Raw genomic sequence first — 21,963 nt, forward strand, 5'->3', positions numbered from 1 at the left:
GGCTCGCCTTTTTTGGTCTTATACAACCTTAAGACTTTTCTGGATCCAATTTTACATCGGATGCTTCTCTTACTTCAGTATCATCAGGCTGCGTTACAGATTCCTCTGTACCCATCTCTTCTGCCACAGCCGGTAACGTGACCGTAACCGTTGTACCAGAGCCGAGTTCACTCTGCATTGTAATGGTGCCCTCATGCAGTTCTACCAGTTCCTGCGTAATCGCAAGCCCCAGCCCAGTTCCCCCATTTTGATGATTTACCTGGAAGAAGCGATCTCTTACTTTGATTAGATGTTCCTCACTGATTCCAATACCGGTGTCCTGAACAGCTGCAATGATCTGACCATTCTCCTCTTTGACGGACAAGAAGATCCATGAATTCTCATGTGAAAATTTGATTGCATTATCCACAACGTTCAGGAAGACTTGTTTCAGTCTGTTCCCGTCTCCATGGACATTATAAGCACGAGTCTCGTCCGTTTCCAACTTGAGATGAACCTGTTTTTGTTCCGCTTTGGCCCAGACATTCAACATCGTTTCCTGCACAATTTCACGGATGTTGACGGTTCCTTTGACCAGCTTCATCTGATTCTGCTGTAATTTGGAGAAATCCAGCATTTCTTCAACAAGTCCAATCAGTCGTTCTGTTTCCTTGGAGATAATACCCATTCCGATGCGGGTTTCTTCCGGATCATAACCACCTGAATCCAGTGTCTCACTCCAGCCTTTGATACTGGTCAAAGGTGTTCTTAATTCATGTGAGATCGAAGAGATAAAATCATCCTTGATCTGATTACTGCGCACGATTTCATGTGCCATGAAGTTAAGCGTCGAAGCCAATTCGCCCAGTTCGTGCTTATAGTTTCCTTTAACCCTGACATCCAGCCGTCCTCTGGCCATCTGAGCCGATACTGCAGTGATATTGTTGATTGGACGCACAATGGAATTCGCCATACCAATACTGATAATCAGAACAATCGCAAGCACGGCAACACCGACCGCAGCGGCAAGTAGTCCCATATTCAACAGCTTTGAATTCACATCTTCGAGTGATGTCAGATATCGAATAACATACGTATTTTCGCCGCCCAGATCAAACTTGTGTGAAACGGCCATGACGGATTCTCCAGTACCTGGTTGTCTTCCAATCCAGCGTCCCATATCCCCATTCAGAGCCTGCATAATATCACTGGTTTGCAGCACAGCACGGTCAGATTCAAAAGCAGTCGAACTCGCCAATACGCGCCCGTTCAGATCCAAAATTTCCAATTCAGTATTGGACAATGCCAAGTTCACAATAAGTCTGGACAGATTATTGCCATCCTCCGTAGTATTTTCACGGGCAATCGGCTCGAAAAAGTCCTTTGAATTAGAAATGTGGGTGCTAATCGTATTGTAGATACTTTCATAATAATACCTTTGTACTGCCAACATAAATACGAATTCGACCAACAGCAGAGCGAGAAAAACTACAAAGAAATAATGTAGTACGATCTGCCGAGTAATGCCTTTTTTAATCATTGCTCCCGGCCCTTCCATTTGTACCCGTGACCCCATACAGTTTGCAGGTATTCGGGCTCGGAAGGATTGTTCTCAATTTTTTGACGCAGACGACGAATGTTTACATCCACAATTTTTGGATCACCCATGTACTCTTTTCCCCATACGTGATCTAACAACACATCGCGGCTGAGCGGTGTATTTTCTTTTTCCAGGAAAAACTGAATCAGGGAAAATTCCGTTGGAGTTAATTCAATCGCTTCATTCTGTTTTTTGAATTGCTTCGAGATCAGATCCAGGGAAAATGGCCCTGACTGGAACGTAACCTTTGCCGCGGTTTCCCGATGCACGTTCACTCGACGCAATAAAGACTGAATACGCGCAATCAACTCTGTAGGGCTGAAAGGCTTGCTTACATGATCATCTGCACCAACAGAAAGTGCATACACTTTATCCTGTTCCTGCACTTTCGCGGTTAAGAAGATGATACCCAAGCGTTCATTGGTCTCGCGGATCCGTCGACACACTTCGAATCCATCAATACCAGGTACCATGACATCCAGCAGAGCCAGATCAATATCCGGTACCGTTTGCAGTATGCGTAGCGCTTCATGGCCATCACCCGCTTCAAGCACTTCGAATCCGTTTCTCTTTAAATTGATCACTATAAAACTGCGGATGGATTCTTCATCCTCAAGAATAAGTACTTTACTCATTAAGTTCTCCCTTTCTATTCAGCTGAGAAGTATTTCCTAGCGCATCTTTACCCGCCTCTGATTGTGCTACCCTAGAAGCAATAACCCGATCTTTGGTTCGTGTAATTTCCTTCCAGCTTTTACCCTTCTCCTGTTCCCACTTGGAAAGAGTAAAATATTTAATCTCAGCCACGGTTTCGTCAGTTTCAATCATTTTAAATCGAATATATTTTTCTTTTTCCGATTTGGTATCAATAGTGATCTTACCGTACCACTCTGGCTTGAGGTTTAGATGAAATAAATCAGCATCATCCCGGAATTGGAATGAGACAAATTTCTTGCCGTCTTTGCCATCCCACTGATAATAGGTGTAAAACCACAACCGAGAGTCAAATACGTAATGCTCCCAACCTTTTGGAGTCTCTTTAAGTCCAAACTCAATAATACCATCATTATCAACATCACCGCTTAAAATTTTGTCATCTCTATACGTTTGATCCGGTGATTTGAAAGCATTCACTAACTTATTATCCTTAACATACATAATTTGCGAGAAGGAGCTTCGATCATCAAGCTCAGCATCCAGTACAATGCCCATTTGTCCTTCAGCGATCTCTCCGCCCAGAGCATTATATACTTCTTTAACGGTATAATCGGTCTGCACCCGATCAACTTCCTTGAAGCTGCCATCTTCGTACTGGTATAACGCAATCGTTGCAAAACCGCTGTTGTTCAGCGAAATGATAACAAAATCACTTTTACCATCTCCGCTCAAATCCAGCGTGTTGCCCTGCGCATCATCAATGATATATTGATTATACGGAACTCCACCCAAGACCTGCTCCAGTGCCCCGCCCTTGTAAGAATATGCAGTCAGGGCCTTCTGCTCCTGCAGACTTACACCAAGAATAATATCCGGATTTCCGTCATTTGTAATATCCAATACTTTAAAGGATTGCAGCTCATTTCCCGGCACATCAAATGTTAGCTTTTTAACCCATGTCCCTCCCTGCTCTTCCAAAATCATGCCATGGATTCGCACATTCTCATTCGGCGTCTCATAAAAAACAATCGCTTCCCGAGTTCCATCCCCATTCAGGTCTTCCACTCGAATCATACTGGTATTATTCATATCCTTGGGACGAATCAACGTGCTCTCTGGCGGCAGTTTAACCTGAACCACGTTGTACAGTTTCTCCTTATCGGTGGACATCATTGGTTTTCTCATCAAACCCTTGGGGTCACTTATGACTGTGCATCCGCTTAGAACAGAACCAAGCATGATCGCCATTGTTCCTGCTGCTACAAAGCGTCCCCACCGTGAATTAAACAATCTCATCACTCTTTTCAATAGTTTAAATCTGGTTTTTTTCTTGCTGTGTTAGTCTCCGTCCACGAATATCAAAAGCAATCTTGCCGTCTGCCAATCCCCAGATTCGCGTGGCATGTTTCTCAGCAAGTTCAATAGGCAATACTGCAATGACAGTTGCGCGTTCTTCTTCACATAATTTGCGCAGCGTTTCCAGCACGGAATCTGCTGTGTGAGGGTCAAGACCAATTACAGGTTCATCGGCCAGAACCACTTTGGCACCATGAGCAAGCGCTCTTGCAATGGCAACCCGCTGCTTCTCTCCACCACTCAGCTTCTCTGCTATTTGATGTGCTTTGTCAAGTAATCCCAATCCTTCGAGATAGTCCATAGCACCCATATAATCATCGGAACGAACCATACCGGTTACCATTCTCCATACGGGAGTCTGACCCGATCGTCCGATTAACACATTTTTAAGAGCCGTACGTCTAGGAAATAGTTCTGGATTCTGTTCCAAGTATGCCCATTCCCGTTTGATTTTTCGTTTACCGGACCAGCCTTCTTTCAAAATCTCGGCCCCATCGACCGTAAATCGGCCTGAATCCCATTTCTCCATCATAGCCAGACATTTGAGCAGCATGCTTTTTCCGCTACCGCTTGAGCCAACTACAGCTATCATCTCACCTTGTTGCATATCAAAACGAATATCCCGTAGAACGGGAACGCGGTCCACGCCAACGGATTTGCTCAAGTTCTCTACTCTGATCATCGCGATGTCTCCTCTTGTCCATGTTTTTCCCTACCACTAGTGTACTCGGAAATGGACATCAATTTCCATGCGAACACCAGCTTCTATTTTAACACAGATTCGAACTCAGGTTTGCGACGAAATAATATACCTGCCGCCCCGAAAAGAAGGTACATGACACCCAGCAAGGTAAACATGCTTCCGGGCGAAATCCAGTTAATCATCTGACCGCCCAGATTCGGTCCGATAATGCTTCCAATCGTGAAATGAAAGGAAGCCACAACGTTCGCTGCAGGCAGCAACACTTTAGGTAAAATATCTGCGGCATAGGCAAGGCCCAATGAGAAAAAGGAGCCGACCAGGCCACCAGCAATCGTTAACAATACAAGCGTCCACCAGAAATGCGTACCTGCGACTGGAACCAGCATGAAGATGATTCCCCCGCTGATGCCCGCAAACATCAATATCTTTTTACGCCCGTATCGGTCACTCAACATCCCCAGAGGCAATTGAAGGAACAAACCTCCAATACCGATAAAGGGAAGCAACGACGAAATCTGATCGGTGTCGAACCCAATACGCAGGCCATACACGGGGAAGTTACTATTCATGCCGGCCTCCATATATCCGTACAAAAGAGCAGGTAACAGTGCGTACCAAGCCCAAGCCAGACTACGACGGAAGCGCCGTTCAGGGAGCTGGCCATGCTCTGCTTTTTCCGGCTTCGTATTCGGAAGCTTCATTAATACCAGCATAAGTACTGCTGCCATACATACGAACAATGCCCAGAAAGGGACAGCATCACCGAATCCAAGCAGCTTGATTCCCAGCGGACCAATGCTGAATCCCAGACCGTAGGACATGCCATATAGCGATATGTAGCGTCCACGTTTCTCAGGTGCCGTAACAAGCAGCACCCAGAGTTGAGCCGCGTAATGCAGTGCGCTGTCTCCTATTCCAACGATTAGACGCAAAATGAACCATATTTTAATATCTGGTAAATACGGAAATAGTATTAAAGGGACCATGACCAATATCAGGCCACCCACAATCAATTTTTTGAACCCGAGTGCTCCCAATAGTCGTTCCGCAACTAGAGTCATGGCAAAAGAGCCAATGTACAATGCAGCAGCGTTTAATCCGTTTAAACCTGGTGAAACCCCTTTTTGCTCCAAAAAAATCGAAAGCACAGGCAGCAAAAGCCCCTGACTAATTCCAGCTACCACAATAACCGTGATCAAAATCAGATAATTGGCTGTCGAGTGTGATAGTTTGGGGCGAGTAATCGATGACACGAATTCATTCCTCCTGCGAGCACACAAAGAAAAATCGCCATCGCTGACGACTTTCGTATGGTATACATATGGTTTTGAACTGCTATTCTTGAATCAGGGCTTTGCCCCGGACTTGAACATTATAGTGGACAACGCCCTGCAAAACAAGCCATAATAGTACTTAAGTCGCTGCGTACACTTAGATGTGACGGGAGGATTCTGCAACAATATGGCTTATCATGTTAAAATTGATGTTTCACCGATATATGAAATGCTCAACAGCTTTCTGGTTTATGTTACGAAAAAATGGATTCAGCATCTGGATATAGGTCCTGAATGGATTCTGGAAGTGGAAGGCAAACTAAGTTCCAATGTACGAGCTGCGCTCGCACCCGCTGCCACTTGGCCTTTTGATGATTTTGATGTCCTGTTTGCATGGGCTGCGTATCAAAATGATACGAAGGAGAATCGTGAATTTCTGGACATGCTTGCCGGAATGACAGCGGATGACCTGTATGCACGTGTGTCTCCTCTTCTGCCCGCCCTTACTATAGAAGAATCTACGCGTATTCGGAACAGCTATGTCCCATTATTGCGACTATGGGATCAACACTACTGTCAGAATATGAGTGAAGATCAGCGTGTATGGCTGGAAGAAGATGCTGAAGAAAAACGCGTTTTGCTTGATAAAATGGAATCTGAACTGCTCATTGAATATGCTACTGCAGGAGTTCTTGTTGAACCCATGCCTGGACTGAATGAAGTTATCCTGTTTCCAACGGTGCATAACCGCCCTATTAATATGTACTGCTTCTATGAGGGTATGATGATCATGCAGTATCCCGTAGATGCACCTGAAGAGAACGAAGACCAGCCACCAACATGCCTTTTACGTTTCACCCATGCACTGGCTGATCCTGAAAGACTTCGCCTGCTTCGTTACGTATCGGATGAACCCAAATCCCTCGCTGAGATGTGTGAAGAATTGGGTAAAGACGAAGACACTGTCAAAGATCAGGTGATGGCGCTGCGCATCGCAGGTCTGCTGCGAACCCATCTGCTGGGAAGTAATCGTAAAGAGAAATACAGTATTCGTCCAGATGGCGTATCTGAATTGAATATGTTCCTGGAATCCTATATTCGCATATAATTTAGTTGAACCATTGTGGAGTTACTGGCAACAAGGAGTGAGTTAGATCATGAAAATAATGAAACAACATATTTTGTTTGACCTTGATGATACACTCGTATATTGCAACAAGTATTTTAACCTGATTTTGGGAGAATTCTTTGAGAATATGCAGGAGTGGTTTGACGGACATTCACTAACGACGCAAGAGATCCGCGAAAAACAACTGGAGATTGATGTAACCGGCGTGAACAAGCTTGGGTTCGCTAGTCATCACTTCCCGCAATCCCTGATTGATACCTATCGTTACTTTTCCCGGAAGTTCGCCAGATCAACTTCTCCCAGAGAAGAAAATTATCTGAGCAAGTTGGGCATGAGTGTGTACGACCAGGAGGTTGAACCCTACCCTCATATGGTCGAAACGCTTGAGAACCTCAAAAGTGCTGGACATTCCCTCTACTTATATACAGGTGGCGAAACCGTGATTCAGCAGCGCAAGATTGATCAGATGAAGCTCTCAGCTTATTTTGATGATCGGATCTATATCCGACAACACAAAAACATCGAGGCCCTGGAAGGAATTCTATCTAACGGTCCATTTGATCGTCGAACAACATGGATGATTGGCAACTCTCTTCGGACAGATATTATGCCCGCAGTAAAAGCCGGAATTCACAGCATATACATCAAACAGCCAAACGAATGGCAATACAACATTGTAGAACTTCAGCCTAATCCGGAAACATCGATGTACACCATCACTGCATTGGAAGAGGTACCGAAGGTCATACACGAAAATATACAACAGCAGCAACAGAAAAGGACCCTTGGTTAAGGGTCCTTTTGCTTTATGTTAACATGTTAACTAAGCTCACGCATCCTGCTTCTCACCAGATAACTTGCCTGTTACCACGTCCTGCAAAATAATACGTGCTTTCACCGTACTTCCGTCTTTCCGTTTGAAAGATAGTACCTGCGTACTCCCCTTCTCAATCAGCGATTTTAACATCGTACTGGTGATTTTTTTGCCGGCATACTCTTTCCAGACTACAAACGAGCAGCCTTCCTTGAAACGTGAACATCCATAGCCCTTCTTGCCTTCTATGATCTGGCCTGTACAGCCGGGTGAAGGACAGGGTGCCAGTAACTCTCTCACTCCTGATTGGTTCGCAGTTGAAGATGGCGCCTTGGTAGTCGTACTTGTCCTACTACTAGATCTTGACGAAGACGCCGAAGACTGACGTGACGTTTTTACAGCTGAACCGCCACTAGTTGTCTTGGCAGATGTTCGCGTATTGCCGGCCTGGCTTTTGGCTCCTTTGCCTTTCCCCCTGCCTGCACGCGAATCTTCCCCAAAAGCATCTGCTGGCGCTGGAGCTTGCACACGTACTTTTTCAATGATGGACAAGGTAAATTTCTTGACGTTCTCCATGAACTTGTCCTGACCCGCCTCACCTTTGGAAATCTGATATAGTCTTCTTTCCCATTGGCCTGTCATCTCTGGTGAAGTTAACAGATCCACGCCTGCTCGGCGAATCAATTCAATCGCTGTTCTGCCTTTAAGGGTTAACTGCATTTTCTTCCCCTGCAGCGTAATGTAACCTACGTTTTTGAGGCGTTCAATCGTAGCCGCACGTGTAGCCGGGGTACCCAGGCCACTGTCCTTCATCGCGTCTCGCAGCTCTTCATTCTCGATCTGCTTGCCTGCACTTTCCATCGCTTTCAGAAGCGTTCCCTCTGTATAACTCTTGGGGGGCTGAGTCGCCTTTTCCTTAAACTCACTCTTCGTACATTGAACAGGTAAGTCAGGCTGTACGGCAAAAGCCTTGTCCGTCCATTCCTCGGCTTCCTCTTCTTCATTACTGTTCTTTTTAGTCTTCTTCTTGCCTGCGCCACCCTGTTCCTGATCTCCAGAACCGAGCACCACTTTCCATCCGAGGGACAGCAGCTCTTTGACAGATGTCTTAAACTGATGCTTCTCCACTTCGGTGAGCACCGTATGCTGCTTATACTCCGCCGGAGGATAGAAGTGAGACAAGAAGCGTCTTACAATCAAATCATAGATATTCTGTTCATCCTTGGATAACGTACCCGGTCGCTTCAACGTTGGCAAGATTGCATGGTGATCCTCAACTCTGCTCGGATTACATACCCCTTTATTGTTCTTATGAACAAGCTCCGGCTTGGCCCCTTGTGCAAGCTCACTATACGTCCCATTCTTGAGCAGGTTCAGCGTTTTGTGCATACCTTCAATATTCTGTTCTGTAACATAGTTGGAGTTCGTCCGTGGATACGAAATCACCTTGTGTTTTTCATACAAGGCCTGTGCGATATCCAGTGTTTTTTTGGCACCATATCCGAACTTGGCATTGGCTTCACGCTGTAGAAGGGTCAGGTCATACAAACGATACGGATACTCCTTCGTCTGCTTTGCTTCGTATTTGGTAATCTGCCCTGTCTTGCCCTTCACACTGGCTGCAATGGCCTCTGCTGCCTCAGCATCGGTCAACTTATCTCCCTGACGCAGTCCCCGGTACTCGACACCTTCCTGCCGAAACCAGGCGGCTACTTCATAAAAGGTCTGTGACTGGAACGCTTCAATCTCTATTTCCCGATCGTAGATTAGCGCCAGTACTGGCGTCTGCACACGGCCTACAGACAGCAAAGCATTATGTCGAGTAGTAAATGCGCGTGAAGCATTCATGCCGATCAGCCAATCAGCTTCACTTCTCGCGCGAGCTGCATGGGTTAAATTTTCAAATTCAGATGCATCCTTCAGACCATCAAAACCTCGTCTGATACTCTCTGCCGTCAAATCCGATATCCATAAACGCTTTACAGGCTGACGCAGCTTCAATTGCTGTTGTATGAGAGCGAAAATGTACTGCCCTTCTCTCCCTGCATCGCAAGCATTGACGATCGCTGAAGCCCGTTTCGCCAGTTCTCCAATCATTTTGAGCTGATCTTTCGTTCTCGGATTGGGTACAATCTTAAACTGATCAGGTATGATTGGCAGGTCCGCTATATTCCAGCGCTTGTACTTCGTATCATAGGCATCCGGTTCAGCCAGTCCAAGCAAATGCCCAATCGCCCAAGTGATGATGTAATGTTCACCCTCCAGATACGTGCGATTGTTCTTGGCCTTTGGTTCTATGACGGCGGCAATGGTTCGACCCATGTCGGGTTTTTCCGCTATAACCAGTGTCTTCATCCGTCCATCTCTCCTCCTTCACCGTCCGCATGACGGCAAAAAGGGGCCTTCCGCCGACGGAAGCCCCTTGCTTCTGAAACTTATTATATCAGATTTTGGATTCGGGAGCACCCTCCCACAATGAATTAACCTGCTGCCTGTTCTTTCAGTACATGCTTTTGTCTGCACTCTTTGCATACACCCTGGAAATCCAGACGATGATCCGTGACAGCAAAGCCATACTGACGCTCGATTTGTTGTTCCAAACGTAGCAGGCCATCTTCCATGATCTCTTCTACTTTTCCACATTCTGTACAGATCAAGTGATGGTGGTGATGAGACCCGTCCGTACTCCGTAGATCGAAGCGAGCAGCGCCATCGCCAAAGTTAATTTTTTCAACGACCTGAAGGTCACTTAAGAGTTCAAGAGTGCGGTATACGGTGGCCAATCCAATCTCAGGGAATTGCTCTTTGACCAGCAGGAATACTTCCTCTGCACTAAAATGATCCTTCTCATGTTCAAGCAACACACGTACGGTAACTTCCCGTTGTTGTGTTAGCTTATATCCTTTTTCAACCAATTGATTTTTAATGTGAAATATCTGTTCTGAAATGGACTTGTCCCGGTTACTTGCCATAGCAGGTCGCACCTCCAGTTTATATTCATTAAATTTTACTTTTAACGTACGAATTTCTTGGTTTCAGTGAATCCTTATTTATAATCATTATAATATAATAATAAATCTTTATCACTTAAAAAGCAATGCTATTGCTCACACTTACGTGAAATATGTAGTCTTTTCTATTCAATAAACAACAAACAGCCCTCGCTGAACGCGAGGGCTGTCATTTATAATCTTATTACAGTTATGAATGTTTAGTATGCGTATTAATCCGCTCTTTTTGTACCTCGTTACACCAGAACCGAAGCACCCATCAAGTATTTGTCCACTTCACGAGCAGCCTCACGGCCTTCATTAATTGCCCATACAACCAAGCTTTGACCACGACGCATGTCACCTGCTGCAAATACTTTATCCACATTGGTATTGTATTTGCCGTAACGTGCCTTAACGTTTGTACGACGATCTGTTGCAAGACCCAGTTGCTCTACCAACGTTTGTTCAGGTCCATCAAATCCAATCGCAATCATGGCCATCTGAGCCGGGAATACACGCTCTGTACCTGGAATTGGCTGATAAATCTTGCGACCAGTCTCATCCACAATACGCTCGATCTGTACCGTGTGCAATTCTTTGAGGTTACCCTCATCGTCTCCGACAAATTTGGTTGTCATGATCGAGAATTCACGCGGATCTTGACCAAACAACGCTTTGGCTTCCTCTTGTGCATAATCAAGTGTGTACACGTTCGGGAATTGCGGCCAAGGATTGTTGATGCGATCACGCTCCATAGGCGCTTGTGTATGCGTACCGAATTGAGTGATCGTACGACAACCATGACGCAGCGATGTAGCTACACAGTCAGATCCTGTGTCACCACCACCAATGACGATAATATCTTTATCCTTAGCGGACAGATATTGACCATCTTCCAGATTGGAGTCCAGATAGCTCTTGATGCTGCCATTCAGGAAATCCATGGCGTAATGAACGCCTTTCAAGTCGCTGCCTTCAATATTGAATTCACGCGGCTTGGTTGCACCACCGCACAATACAACAGCATCATAATCATCCACCAGTTGTTGTGCTGCAATATCTTTACCAATCTCGGTGTTCGTAATGAATTGGATACCTTCTGCTTCAAGCAGATCAACACGACGTTGAACTACCTTCTTATCCAATTTCATCGTCGGGATACCGTACATCAGCAATCCGCCGACACGGTCCGAACGCTCATATACGGTTACCGAGTGTCCTGCTTTATTCAACTGAGCCGCAGTAGCCAATCCCGCTGGACCTGAGCCTACCACAGCAACACGTTTACCCGTACGTTTTTCAGGAGGTTGGGGAACCACCCATCCTTCTTCGAAACCTTTTTCAATAATAGCTTCTTCAATGGTTTTGATGGTTACAGGCTGACCAATTAAGCCAACTGTACACGATCCTTCGCAAGGAGCAGGACAGACGCGACCTGTAAACTCTGGGAAATTATTCGTTTTGTGAAGGCGCTCAAGTGCTTCTCTCCACAGTCCGCGATATACAAGATTATTCCATTCTGGAATCAGGTTATGCACGGGGCAACCTGACGTGCCGCCAATCATATCTATACCTGTATGGCAATACGGGGTACCACAATCCATGCATCGTGCACCTTGTGTTCTGAGCTCTTCTTCAGCCATGTGTTTATGAAACTCTTCCCAATCCTTAATCCGCTCCGCTGGCTCACGATCTGCTGGCAGTTGACGTTTGTATTCCATAAATCCAGTAGGTGTAGACATCTTACGTTTTCCCCCATCCGTTCTTGTCTTAATCCCTTCATGTGCATGGTTCTATATGAAATGGATTACTCATTACTTGAGTTTTTGTCTATTGTATCACAAAATCTTCTCGAAGATATTTCAATTATAGTAGCATTTACTGTGCTGAATATTAAATGGATTATCCGCATAATTATTTGTATTTTATACATCATATCTTTCAAGTCTACCCATGGTCAATACCCTTATTTTGGTGTTTAATGTGGTTTTGAACTGCGAAATCTGTTGTGTGTTAAAGAAATAAACTGTCGAAACGTTAAGTGAATGTCAGATAATTTGTCATCAAATTCAACATATTTTGCTATAAATCGTTCTCATTTCCGAATATCAGACCTGTTTTAGGGCTTCACAACGTTGAAACCTCAAAACTTTTACACTTTTTTACTGTTTAATGCTTGGTCGTATGTATAATATACATAAATACCAATTAATCATGTTATATTAATGTTATATGTATTCCAATTTAAACAAGTGACTCATTTTTTTATAAAAGAAAAGACGCTGTTCACGAATATTTCGCAATCAGCGCCTCTCATCATAAAAATACGACCGAAGTCAGGAATTTCTTATGCCAAATTTACCGTTTACGTTCGTAGAATTCGAATGTATACGCATAAACATTTTTTTCATCCTGTTCGCCTTCAATCTGTTCAATTAGTTCCCATTCGGACCAATCCACTTCAGGGAAAAACGTATCTCCCTCAAACCTCTCATGAATCTTGGTCACCACAAGACGATCTGCAAGTGGCAGGAACTCACGATACACTTGGGAACCCCCAATTACGCACAGTTCCTCACCTTTGGTTACACTCAGCCCTTCTTCAATCGTATGTACGATTTCAGCCTGTTCCACCTTGTAGTTCAGATCTCTTGTCACTACGATATTACGGCGCTGAGGAAGCGGCTTACCACCAAAAGATTCCCATGTGTTGCGTCCCATGATAATTGTTTTGTTCAGCGTACGTTGTTTGAAAAAGGCCATATCCTTGGGTAAACGCCATGGAATCGAATTATTCAATCCGATCACACCGTTCTCCCCCATTGCCCATACCAGTTCAATACTCAAGGGTAATACACTCCTTCAATCCAAGTCTCTTATCGAGATTGAATACATAATTAGACTGCAATTGGAGCCTTAATGCCCGGATGATGCTGATAGTTCTCAAACTCAAAATCTTCAAACTTATAATCAAAAATAGAATCCGGCTTACGCTTGATTACCAGCTTAGGTAAAGCATAAGGTTCACGCTCCAGTTGCGTTTTAACCTGGTCCACATGGTTAGAGTAGATGTGAACATCCCCTCCAGACCAGATGAAATCACCCACCTCCAGATCACATTGCTGAGCAATCATATGAGTCAAGAGCGCATAACTCGCGATGTTAAACGGCAACCCGAGGAACGTATCCACGGAACGCATCGTAAGCATACATGATAATTTACCCTCTGCAACGTAAAACTGAAACGCGAAATGACAAGGTGGAAGCTTCATATTATTAATCTCAGCCACATTCCATGCGCTGACAAGGTGACGACGTGAATCCGGATTATTTTTGATCGAATCAATAACTGCGGCGATCTGATCAATTTTTTCTCCGTTTGGTGCTTCCCATGTACGCCACTGCGAGCCGTATACCGGACCGAGATCCCCATTTTCGTCTGCCCAGTCGTCCCAGATCTTCACACCGTTTTCTTTCAAATAAGATATATTGGTATCGCCACTCAAAAACCATAACAGTTCATGAATAACCGATTTGAGATGAATTCGTTTGGTTGTTACCAGCGGAAATCCTTCGGAGAGATCATAACGGAGTTGTCTGCCAAATACAGATTGTGTCCCCGTTCCTGTACGGTCTCCTTTATGCACGCCGTTGTTCAGAATATCCTGCAATAAATCGAGATAGTTTTTCATGTTGTTATCTCCTCGCACTTCTTATTTCATACCTATTCAGACTAAGACTGGCATACACCACATCACGTCTGATCATTTTAATATTGTATCACCTGAGCCTCTGGATAAAAAGGGCTTCCTCAAACATTATGCTAAGTGTGACATTATAGTATAACATGTAAACCTTCACATGATTTCTCCTATATACTTCATTCAAAAAAAGAGACGAATAACGCGTTAGCGTCACTCGTCTCTTCTGATTTACGTATAATGCCGGACGAATCCGAAGCTTAGATGATCTTAACGGGAGATGATGTGGATCGGGTGACCCATAACCAATTCCGCTGCTTCCATCACGATTTCGCCCAAAGTTGGGTGAGCGTGAATTGTGAGAGCCAGATCTTCCAAAGTTGCGCCCATCTCAATTGCCAAACCAAGCTCAGCAATCAAGTTGGAAGCTTCCAGACCTACGATTTGGCAACCCAATACAAGGCCGCTTTCTTCGTCAGCTACGATTTTCACGAAGCCTTCAGCGTGATTCAAAGATACAGCACGGCCGTTACCCGCATAAGGGAACTTACCTGCTTTTACTTTGTGTCCTTTTTCTTTAGCTTCTTTTTCAGTGTAACCTACGCTGGAACACTCTGGATCTGTGAACACAACAGCTGGCATACATTTGTAGTCAACTACAGATGGTTGTCCTGCGATTGCTTCAGCAGCCACTTTACCTTCATAAGAAGCTTTGTGCGCCAGAGCCAAGCCAGATACGATATCACCGATTGCGAAGATGTGAGGAATGCTTGTGCGACCTTGGTGGTCAACTTTGACAAATCCACGCTCGTCAACGTCAACACCAATCATGTCGAGACCAAGTTCTCCATCCGTGTTTGGACGACGTCCAACAGTTACCAGCAAGTAATCTGCAGTAACTTCTTTGGATTCACCATTTACGGAATATTTAACAGTTACGTCTTTGTCCGTTTGCTCAGCACTTTCTGCTTTTGCACCCGTAACGATTTCGATACCTGTTTTCTTCATGTTTTTAGCCACAAGGCTGGTCATGTCTTTATCGAAACCTGGCAGTACTGTATCCAAACCTTCGATGATTGTTACTTTTGCACCGAATTTGGAGTACATTTGACCAAGCTCAGCACCGATATATCCGCCACCGATAACGATCATGCTTTTTGGTACTTCAGGCAAGTTCAGAGCTTCTGTCGAAGACAGAATGCGTCCGCCAAACGGGAAAGGTTTCAGTTCGATTGGACGGGAACCTGTTGCAATAATTGCATTTTTAAATTTGTAACGTGGAGACTCGTGGTCATTAAATACACGAGCTTCGTTTTCGTTGATGAACATGCACTCACCGTTGAAAACTTCAACTTTGTTGCCTTTGAGCAAACCAGCCACGCCGCCAGTCATTTTCTTAACAACGCCGTTTTTGAACTCTTGAGTTTTGCTGAAGTCCACTTTTACGTTCTCAGCAGAGATACCAAAAGCTTCACCGTGAAGTGCAGACTCATATTGGTGTGCAGCAGAGATCAGGGCTTTGGATGGAATACATCCACGGTTCAAACAAACACCGCCCAGTTCGGATTTGTCTACGATCAATACGCTTTGGCCCAGTTGAGCAGCGCGGATGGCAGCTACATAGCCGCCAGGACCCGCACCAATTACTAATGTGTCGATATTGAGAGAAGCGTCGCCTACTACCATATCTTACACCTCCATAACAAGCAGCTCAGGGTTAGCGAGCAGCTGTTTAATGTAATTCATAAAGTTTTGTGCTGTTGCGCCATCGATGATACGGTGGTCAAAGCTCAGGGAAAGAGCCATTACAGGTGCTGCAACTACTTCGCCGTTTTTGATCACTGCTTTTTCGCTGATGCGTCCTGTTCCGAGAATAGCAACTTCAGGGAAGTTGATGATTGGAGTGAAGAACATACCGCCAGCAGAACCGATGTTACTGATGGAGATTGTGCTTCCTCTCATTTCATTCGCACTCAATTTGCCCTCACGACCACGAGCAGCCAGATCACGGATAGAATCAGCAATCATCCAGATGGATTTACGATCAGCATCTTTGATAACAGGAACGATCAAACCGTTGTCTGTATCTGTAGCGATACCGATGTTGTAGTATTTTTTGTAAACAATTTCGTTAGCTTCTTCATCAATCATAGCGTTCAGAGCCGGGAATTGGCGAGAAGCCGCAACCAGTGCTTTAACGATGAATGGCAGATAAGTAACTTTTGTTCCTTTTTTCTCTGCAATTGGTTTCATGCGAGTACGGAAAGCAACCAATTCAGTTACGTCCACTTCGTCCATGATTGTAACGTGAGGTGCTGTGTAAGCCGATTTAACCATCGCATTAGAGATCGCTTTACGGATACCTTTGAATGGTACGCGCTCTTCTTCAACGTGTTGATCAGCTGCAGCCGCTGCTGGTGCTGCGGATTTTTTCTCTTCTTGAGCCGGAGCTTCGGAAGATGCCGCTGCGGAAGAACCGCCACCGTTTTTGAAGGATTCAACATCTTCTTTGGTTACTTTACCGTTGTTGCCAGTGCCGTTAACCTGAGCGATGTCTACACCTTGTTCGCGAGCAAATTTGCGCACGCTTGGTGTTGCCAGAACGTCTTTGGCAGGTACTGCCGGAACGCTGTTGTTGCCGCCTTCTTTAGCTGCATCCGAGCTGGAAGCTGCTGCAGAAGAACCGCTTGTGTCAGCTCCGCCTTGAGCTGCATCTTTCTCTTGCTCGCCTTGATCGCCAGCAGGAGCGTCGTCTTGCTCAGGAAGTTCGCCTTCTGCATCGATGATCGCTACTACTTCACCAACGTGGCAGACTTGACCGTCTTTAGCGAATACTTCTGTAACTGTTCCGTTAACCGGACAAGGTACTTCTACAACCGCTTTGTCGTTCTGTACTTCCATGATGATGTCGTCGTCAGTTACTTTGTCACCGACTTTGATGTGCATCTTGATGATTTCGCCTTCGTGCAGGCCTTCGCCCAATTCAGGGAATTTATATTCAAATTTAGCCAACTGAAAAACCTCCTTGATTATGTGCTCAATCCTGAAAACAACCCTTAACTCCAAGAAACAACTGTTACTGCTAATGCAAATAACTGTTACTCAAGGGGCTAATGGCTGTTTACAGTGCAGCTTGCGCTGCGGTGTGAATCACCATACTGCGCCTTGCGGCATGTCAGATGATTAAATTAGAAATTTACGACTTTGTTAACCGCAGCAACGATACGCGCCGGGTTAGGCAGCCATGTATCTTCAATTTGTGCAAATGGATATACAGTGTCCGGACCAGCTACACGCAGAACCGGTGCTTCCAAGTGCAGGATTGCTTTTTCATTGATTTGGGCAATGACTTCAGCTGCAACACCTGCGCTCTTTTGAGCTTCCTGTACAACAATTGCACGGTTTGTTTTCTTAACGGAAGCAACGATAGTATCGATGTCGATCGGGCTAACCGTACGAAGGTCGATAACTTCAACTTTGATTCCTTGTTTTTCGAGTTCATCTGCTGCTTTCACAGAAGTGTGAACCATCATACCGTAAGTAATGATCGTTACATCGGAACCTTCACGAACAACGTTCGCTTTACCCAACTCTACAACGTAATCTTCTTCAGGCACTTCTGCACGGAAAGCATGGTACAAGTTCAAGTGCTCCATGAAGAATACAGGATCGTTATCGCGAATAGAAGCGATCATCAGACCTTTTGCATCGTAAGGGTTAGAAGGAACAACGACTTTGATACCTGGTGTTTGCGTGAGCAGACCTTCCAGGGAATCTGTATGCAATTCTGCCGCTTTTACGCCGCCACCAAATGGTGTACGGAATACGATTGGAGAATTGTATTTTCCACCGGAGCGGAAACGCATACGAGCAGCTTGCACGACCATTTGGTCAAGGGCTTCGAAGATAAAACCAACGAATTGGATCTCAGCAACCGGACGGAAGCCTTGTACACCCAGACCTACAGCCAGACCACCAATAGCGGACTCAGCCAGTGGTGTATCAAATACACGCTCTTCGCCAAACTCTTTTTGCAGACCTTCCGTTACACGGAAAACACCGCCTACATTACCTACGTCTTCACCGAAAAGCAGAACGTTAGGATCACGTTTCAACTCCACGCGAAGCGCATCACGGATTGCTTCTTTCATGTTCATTTGTGCCATTTGCTTCATTTCCTCCTTAAACATTGACAGTTCACATTTGAATTCGTACATGTATACCGGGACATTCAAGTCGCGGATGTTTATGCTTTATCGGAAAAAACTTATTGGAAATCAGCTTTTTGCTCTTCCAAGTGCTTAGGCGTTTGTTCGAACATGCTGTCGATCAAGCCTGAAATCGTCATTTTCTCGGTTTTTTCCGCTTTTTTGATCTCTTCATTGACTTTAGCTTTTGCTTCTTCTTTCACACGTGCTGTATCTTCTTCAGTCCAAAGACCTTTTTTCTCCAGATATTTAGCGAAACGTGCGATTGGATCTTTAGCAGACCATTCTGCCTCTTCTTCTTTTGTACGATACTTGGAAGCATCATCCGAAAGGGAGTGAGGACGGAAACGGTACGTTACTGCTTCGATCAATGTTGCGCCTTCTCCGTTACGTCCGCGCTCAGCAGCTTCCTGAACAGCTTTGATAACAGCGAAGATGTCCATACCGTCAACTTTAACACCTTTGATACCTGCTGCTACCGCTTTGTGAGCGATGGACAGAGCTGCTGTTTGTTTAGCAAAAGGAGTAGTGATGGCATAACCATTGTTTTGTACAAAGAAGATAACAGGCAGTTTGTATACACCAGCGTAGTTCAGACCTTCATAGAAGTCACCTTCAGAAGAACCGCCATCACCTGTGTATGTGATAACAACTTGTTTTTGTTTCTTCAATTTGTAACCCATAGCGATACCCATTGCATGCAGAATTTGTGCACCAATGATGATTTGTGGCATCAATACATTAACGCCATCTGGAATTTGTCCACCATGTTGGTGTCCACGGGAATACAAGAATGCTTGATAAAGAGGAAGTCCATGCCATACGAGTTGCGGAATGTCACGATAGCCAGGACATACAAAGTCTTCTTTTTCAATTGCAAATTCACTACCAACCATTGTAGCTTCTTGACCAGATACTGGAGCATAGAAACCAAGACGACCTTGACGGCCCAGGTTTACTGCACGGTCATCCCAAGTACGGGTAAATACCATGCGGTACATAATTTCTTTTAATTGATCATCGGAAAGTGTAGGCATCATGTCTTTGTTAACAATTTCGCCGTCAGGAGACAGCACGGACAGAGCTTCTACATCCTCTGTATACACTTCATAAGGAACCTTGCTCATTTTTTTCTTCACCTCAACAAAAAATTTGAATATCAAGTTCCGCTGTTATAATATTATTATACACCTGTTTCACTCCATACGTCAAAGAAATCCGTAATTTTTTTATGTTTCCTGCCGGATTGTATGTATAACAGGGGATTAATATTGGTATAACAGCATAATACATGATTGCGTGTTTGACCTAACCCCGCACAAGGGTAATCTTACCGTATTGCGCGGTCGAATGCAAAAAATTAACCGAGAAAGGTGACGTTTTATGACGGATTCCCGCTATTTGAAACGCACGATTGTGAAGGAAGAGATTGAAAGTCGCTATCTCGGAGAGAAGCGAACACTCCGTATATACCTTCCTCCGGGCTATAACGAATTGCTTAGCTACCCTGTGGTTTATTGTCAGGATGGCGAAGAATTTTTTAATTTCGGACGAATTGCTACAACAGCTAACCAAATTATTCTGGACGAAGGAGCCGAACCTTTCATTATTGTAGGGGTTCAGGTGGATGTGTCTGTGCGAACGCAGGAATATGCCCCATTTGGAGATCGGTTCAAGGCATATACCGCTTGCTTCGCTGAAGAGATTATTCCCTATATAGAAGAGAAATATCCTGTACGCCGTTCTCCGCAGGAACGCATTCTTGCCGGAGATTCGCTCGGTGGCAGTGTTTCGCTTCATCTTGCTCTGTTATATCCGGATCTGTTCACACGTGTGATCAGCATGTCTGGCGCCTTCTACTCTGCTTCACAGGAAATCTATGCCGCAGCTGAAGATCTGTCCTGGCTCTCGATCTGGATGATCGTTGGTTTGCAGGAGACTGATTTCGAGGCAGACACGGGTACGTATAATTTTGTTCAATTAAACCGGAACACTCGAGAATTGCTCGAAAAACGTGGTGCCCTCGTCTCCTACCAGGAGAAAGACGGAAAACACCAATGGGGTTTTTGGCAGAAGGAATTGCCCGAAGCATTACTTTATTTTCTCCAGGAAAGATAAAAGAACCACATCAACAGGCGGCTGAAATGCCGCTATTGTTTTTCATTTTAATGATACCGCTTACAATTGTAATCTGAAAAAGAAGCAGGATATCCTGCTTGCTTTAAGCGCTCTAATCCTGCTTCTTTGTCGAATTACAAATTTAGCATGAATTTCGTTTACTTTTTAGGCTAAGGAATGTTCCGCTTCAATCTTACTCAACAGAACATCGCAGCCTGCGTTAACCAGCTCGTACACCTCTTCAAAATTGCCTGTGTAATATGGGTCAGGTACTTCTCTGAGTTTTTCCTCGGGAAGCATGTCCATGAACTTGATGATGTCCGCCTCAGCTCCGCCTGGAACGTTGCGCACATTATCTGCATTCGAATTATCCATACATACAATGTAATCAAATTGAGTAAAATCTTCGCTGGCGAATTGTCTCGCTGCCATATTGGCATAGGAAATCTGGTACGAATCCAGCAAATTTCGAGTCCCTTCATGCGGAGGTTTACCAACATGCCAGTCCCCTGTACCCGCAGAGTCCACACGAATCTGGTGTTCAAGCCCCTTCTCCACGACTTTGTGACGCAGAACGGCTTCAGCCATTGGTGATCTACATATATTGCCCAGACATACAAACAAAACATTAATCATATTAATCCCCCTTGCTTAGCGTACCTTGAAGTACCGACGATGTTGGCTGTGTCACAATGCTCTCCGGCTGAGGACTGACGTTCCCGGTCTCAGACGACACCAACGAACGACGTGGCAGTTTCCATTTATAATGTACAGAACACATCCGGAAAAACACAACGGCCGCGAAACAAAGCAACAATCCGGCATTTGTTGTTAACCAACCCATACCTATAACAAAACCGGCTGTCATTGCCCATACAGCATAGATTTCGTCACGCAATACAAGCGGTTTACGTCCTGCAAGCACATCACGAATAACGCCCCCACCAATACCGGTCATTACTGCTGCAACGATAACTGCGCTAATAGGATGTCCCATGTTCGCCGCGTAGAGAGCCCCTTGAATTGCAAATGCTGCGAGTCCGATTGCATCAAACAGCGCCTCTGTTCGCTTCCAGTGACTAATCCACTTGAGAGGTAATATAAACGCAATCGCTACTGATACTAGGGCTAACATAATAAGTGATCCCTGACTCCACAGTGTCGTTACAGGTATACCTATAAGTACATTCCGGATAATCCCGCCTCCGAATGCCGTGACAAGTCCAAGCACTAGTACACCCAGAATGTCATACTCCTCTTCCATAGCCACGAAGGCACCGGACATTGCAAATGCGATGGTACCTATAATACTGAATACTTCAAAAATGTGTAAGTCCAACCTGTTCAAACCTCACTTTTCAAGTTATCTCCGTGTCGCTCTACCCATTGTATCCGCGAGCATTGAAATTGTGCAACCACATTTTGTGGATT

The 21,963-nt window shown here is 44.9% G+C and carries 19 protein-coding genes; 3 read left to right on the forward strand and 16 right to left on the reverse strand.

Annotated elements, in window-relative coordinates; all coding sequences use genetic code 11:
• Positions 1-28: 28 nt before the first annotated feature.
• From WFI24_RS02925 to WFI24_RS02945, 5 genes are all read right to left on the reverse strand, one after another.
• A complete protein-coding gene (locus WFI24_RS02925; protein ID WP_336758620.1) occupies positions 29-1,519 on the reverse strand; it encodes a sensor histidine kinase in 1,491 nt (496 codons plus the stop codon).
• Positions 1,516-2,214, reverse strand: coding sequence for a response regulator transcription factor (locus WFI24_RS02930; RefSeq protein ID WP_017688086.1), 699 nt, complete (start codon positions 2,212-2,214; stop codon positions 1,516-1,518). Before WFI24_RS02930 ends, WFI24_RS02925 begins: the two co-directional genes overlap by 4 nt.
• Positions 2,207-3,526 carry a hypothetical protein gene (locus WFI24_RS02935; RefSeq protein WP_336758626.1) on the reverse strand — a complete coding sequence of 440 codons (1,320 nt, stop codon included), beginning with the start codon at positions 3,524-3,526 and terminating at the stop codon, positions 2,207-2,209. Before WFI24_RS02935 ends, WFI24_RS02930 begins: the two co-directional genes overlap by 8 nt.
• A 22-nt stretch (positions 3,527-3,548) precedes the next feature.
• Positions 3,549-4,274 carry a phosphonate ABC transporter ATP-binding protein gene (locus WFI24_RS02940; protein ID WP_091020744.1) on the reverse strand — a complete coding sequence of 242 codons (726 nt, stop codon included), beginning with the start codon at positions 4,272-4,274 and terminating at the stop codon, positions 3,549-3,551.
• A gap of 83 nt (positions 4,275-4,357) precedes the next feature.
• Positions 4,358-5,548, reverse strand: a complete 1,191-nt coding sequence (locus tag WFI24_RS02945) for an MFS transporter (RefSeq protein WP_336758628.1) — start codon at positions 5,546-5,548, stop codon at positions 4,358-4,360.
• Between the two features lie 208 nt (positions 5,549-5,756).
• On the opposite strand from WFI24_RS02945, the gene WFI24_RS02950 reads away from it, so the two are divergent.
• Together WFI24_RS02950 and WFI24_RS02955 are read left to right on the forward strand one after the other, a co-directional pair.
• Positions 5,757-6,677: an ArsR/SmtB family transcription factor gene (locus WFI24_RS02950; protein ID WP_336758630.1), complete on the forward strand. Its 921-nt coding sequence runs from the start codon at positions 5,757-5,759 to the stop codon at positions 6,675-6,677.
• 49 nt (positions 6,678-6,726) lie between these two features.
• Positions 6,727-7,491: an HAD family hydrolase gene (locus WFI24_RS02955; protein ID WP_336758631.1), complete on the forward strand. Its 765-nt coding sequence runs from the start codon at positions 6,727-6,729 to the stop codon at positions 7,489-7,491.
• Between the two features lie 36 nt (positions 7,492-7,527).
• Here WFI24_RS02955 and WFI24_RS02960 read toward each other — a convergent pair whose 3' ends face one another.
• The 9 genes from WFI24_RS02960 to pdhA form a co-directional block, all read right to left on the reverse strand.
• The gene (locus tag WFI24_RS02960; protein ID WP_336758632.1) at positions 7,528-9,867 is read right to left on the reverse strand and encodes a type IA DNA topoisomerase; all 2,340 of its coding nucleotides are present in this window, start codon (positions 9,865-9,867) and stop codon (positions 7,528-7,530) included.
• A gap of 125 nt (positions 9,868-9,992) precedes the next feature.
• A complete protein-coding gene (fur, locus tag WFI24_RS02965; protein ID WP_036613667.1) occupies positions 9,993-10,484 on the reverse strand; it encodes a ferric iron uptake transcriptional regulator in 492 nt (163 codons plus the stop codon).
• 275 nt (positions 10,485-10,759) lie between these two features.
• Positions 10,760-12,247 carry a glutamate synthase subunit beta gene (locus WFI24_RS02970; protein WP_336758634.1) on the reverse strand — a complete coding sequence of 496 codons (1,488 nt, stop codon included), beginning with the start codon at positions 12,245-12,247 and terminating at the stop codon, positions 10,760-10,762.
• A gap of 616 nt (positions 12,248-12,863) precedes the next feature.
• A complete protein-coding gene (locus WFI24_RS02975; RefSeq protein ID WP_336758636.1) occupies positions 12,864-13,352 on the reverse strand; it encodes a dihydrofolate reductase in 489 nt (162 codons plus the stop codon).
• Between the two features lie 50 nt (positions 13,353-13,402).
• Entirely contained in the window at positions 13,403-14,197 is a 795-nt protein-coding gene (gene thyA / locus WFI24_RS02980) for a thymidylate synthase (RefSeq protein ID WP_036613661.1), read from the reverse strand.
• 279 nt (positions 14,198-14,476) lie between these two features.
• Complete coding sequence (lpdA, locus tag WFI24_RS02985; protein WP_124115257.1) at positions 14,477-15,892, reverse strand: dihydrolipoyl dehydrogenase; 1,416 nt, start codon at positions 15,890-15,892, stop codon at positions 14,477-14,479.
• Between the two features lie 3 nt (positions 15,893-15,895).
• Positions 15,896-17,218, reverse strand: coding sequence for a dihydrolipoamide acetyltransferase family protein (locus WFI24_RS02990; protein WP_062834876.1), 1,323 nt, complete (start codon positions 17,216-17,218; stop codon positions 15,896-15,898).
• Between the two features lie 176 nt (positions 17,219-17,394).
• A complete protein-coding gene (locus WFI24_RS02995; protein ID WP_076210115.1) occupies positions 17,395-18,372 on the reverse strand; it encodes an alpha-ketoacid dehydrogenase subunit beta in 978 nt (325 codons plus the stop codon).
• A gap of 101 nt (positions 18,373-18,473) precedes the next feature.
• Positions 18,474-19,541, reverse strand: coding sequence for a pyruvate dehydrogenase (acetyl-transferring) E1 component subunit alpha (gene pdhA, locus WFI24_RS03000; RefSeq protein ID WP_017688072.1), 1,068 nt, complete (start codon positions 19,539-19,541; stop codon positions 18,474-18,476).
• Between the two features lie 256 nt (positions 19,542-19,797).
• On the opposite strand from pdhA, the gene WFI24_RS03005 reads away from it, so the two are divergent.
• Positions 19,798-20,532 (forward strand): alpha/beta hydrolase, encoded by a 735-nt coding sequence (locus tag WFI24_RS03005; protein ID WP_336758643.1) that lies wholly within the window; start codon positions 19,798-19,800, stop codon positions 20,530-20,532.
• A 165-nt stretch (positions 20,533-20,697) separates the two neighbouring features.
• Here WFI24_RS03005 and WFI24_RS03010 read toward each other — a convergent pair whose 3' ends face one another.
• Positions 20,698-21,168 carry a low molecular weight protein-tyrosine-phosphatase gene (locus tag WFI24_RS03010; protein WP_237174872.1) on the reverse strand — a complete coding sequence of 157 codons (471 nt, stop codon included), beginning with the start codon at positions 21,166-21,168 and terminating at the stop codon, positions 20,698-20,700.
• 1 nt (position 21,169) lies between these two features.
• On the reverse strand, positions 21,170-21,871 hold the full coding sequence (locus WFI24_RS03015) for a trimeric intracellular cation channel family protein (protein WP_336758646.1): 702 nt from the start codon (positions 21,869-21,871) through the stop codon (positions 21,170-21,172).
• Positions 21,872-21,963: the final 92 nt, after the last annotated feature.

Source organism: Paenibacillus sp. USHLN196 (assembly GCF_037144955.1).
Lineage (GTDB): Bacteria > Bacillota > Bacilli > Paenibacillales > Paenibacillaceae > Paenibacillus > Paenibacillus xylanexedens_C.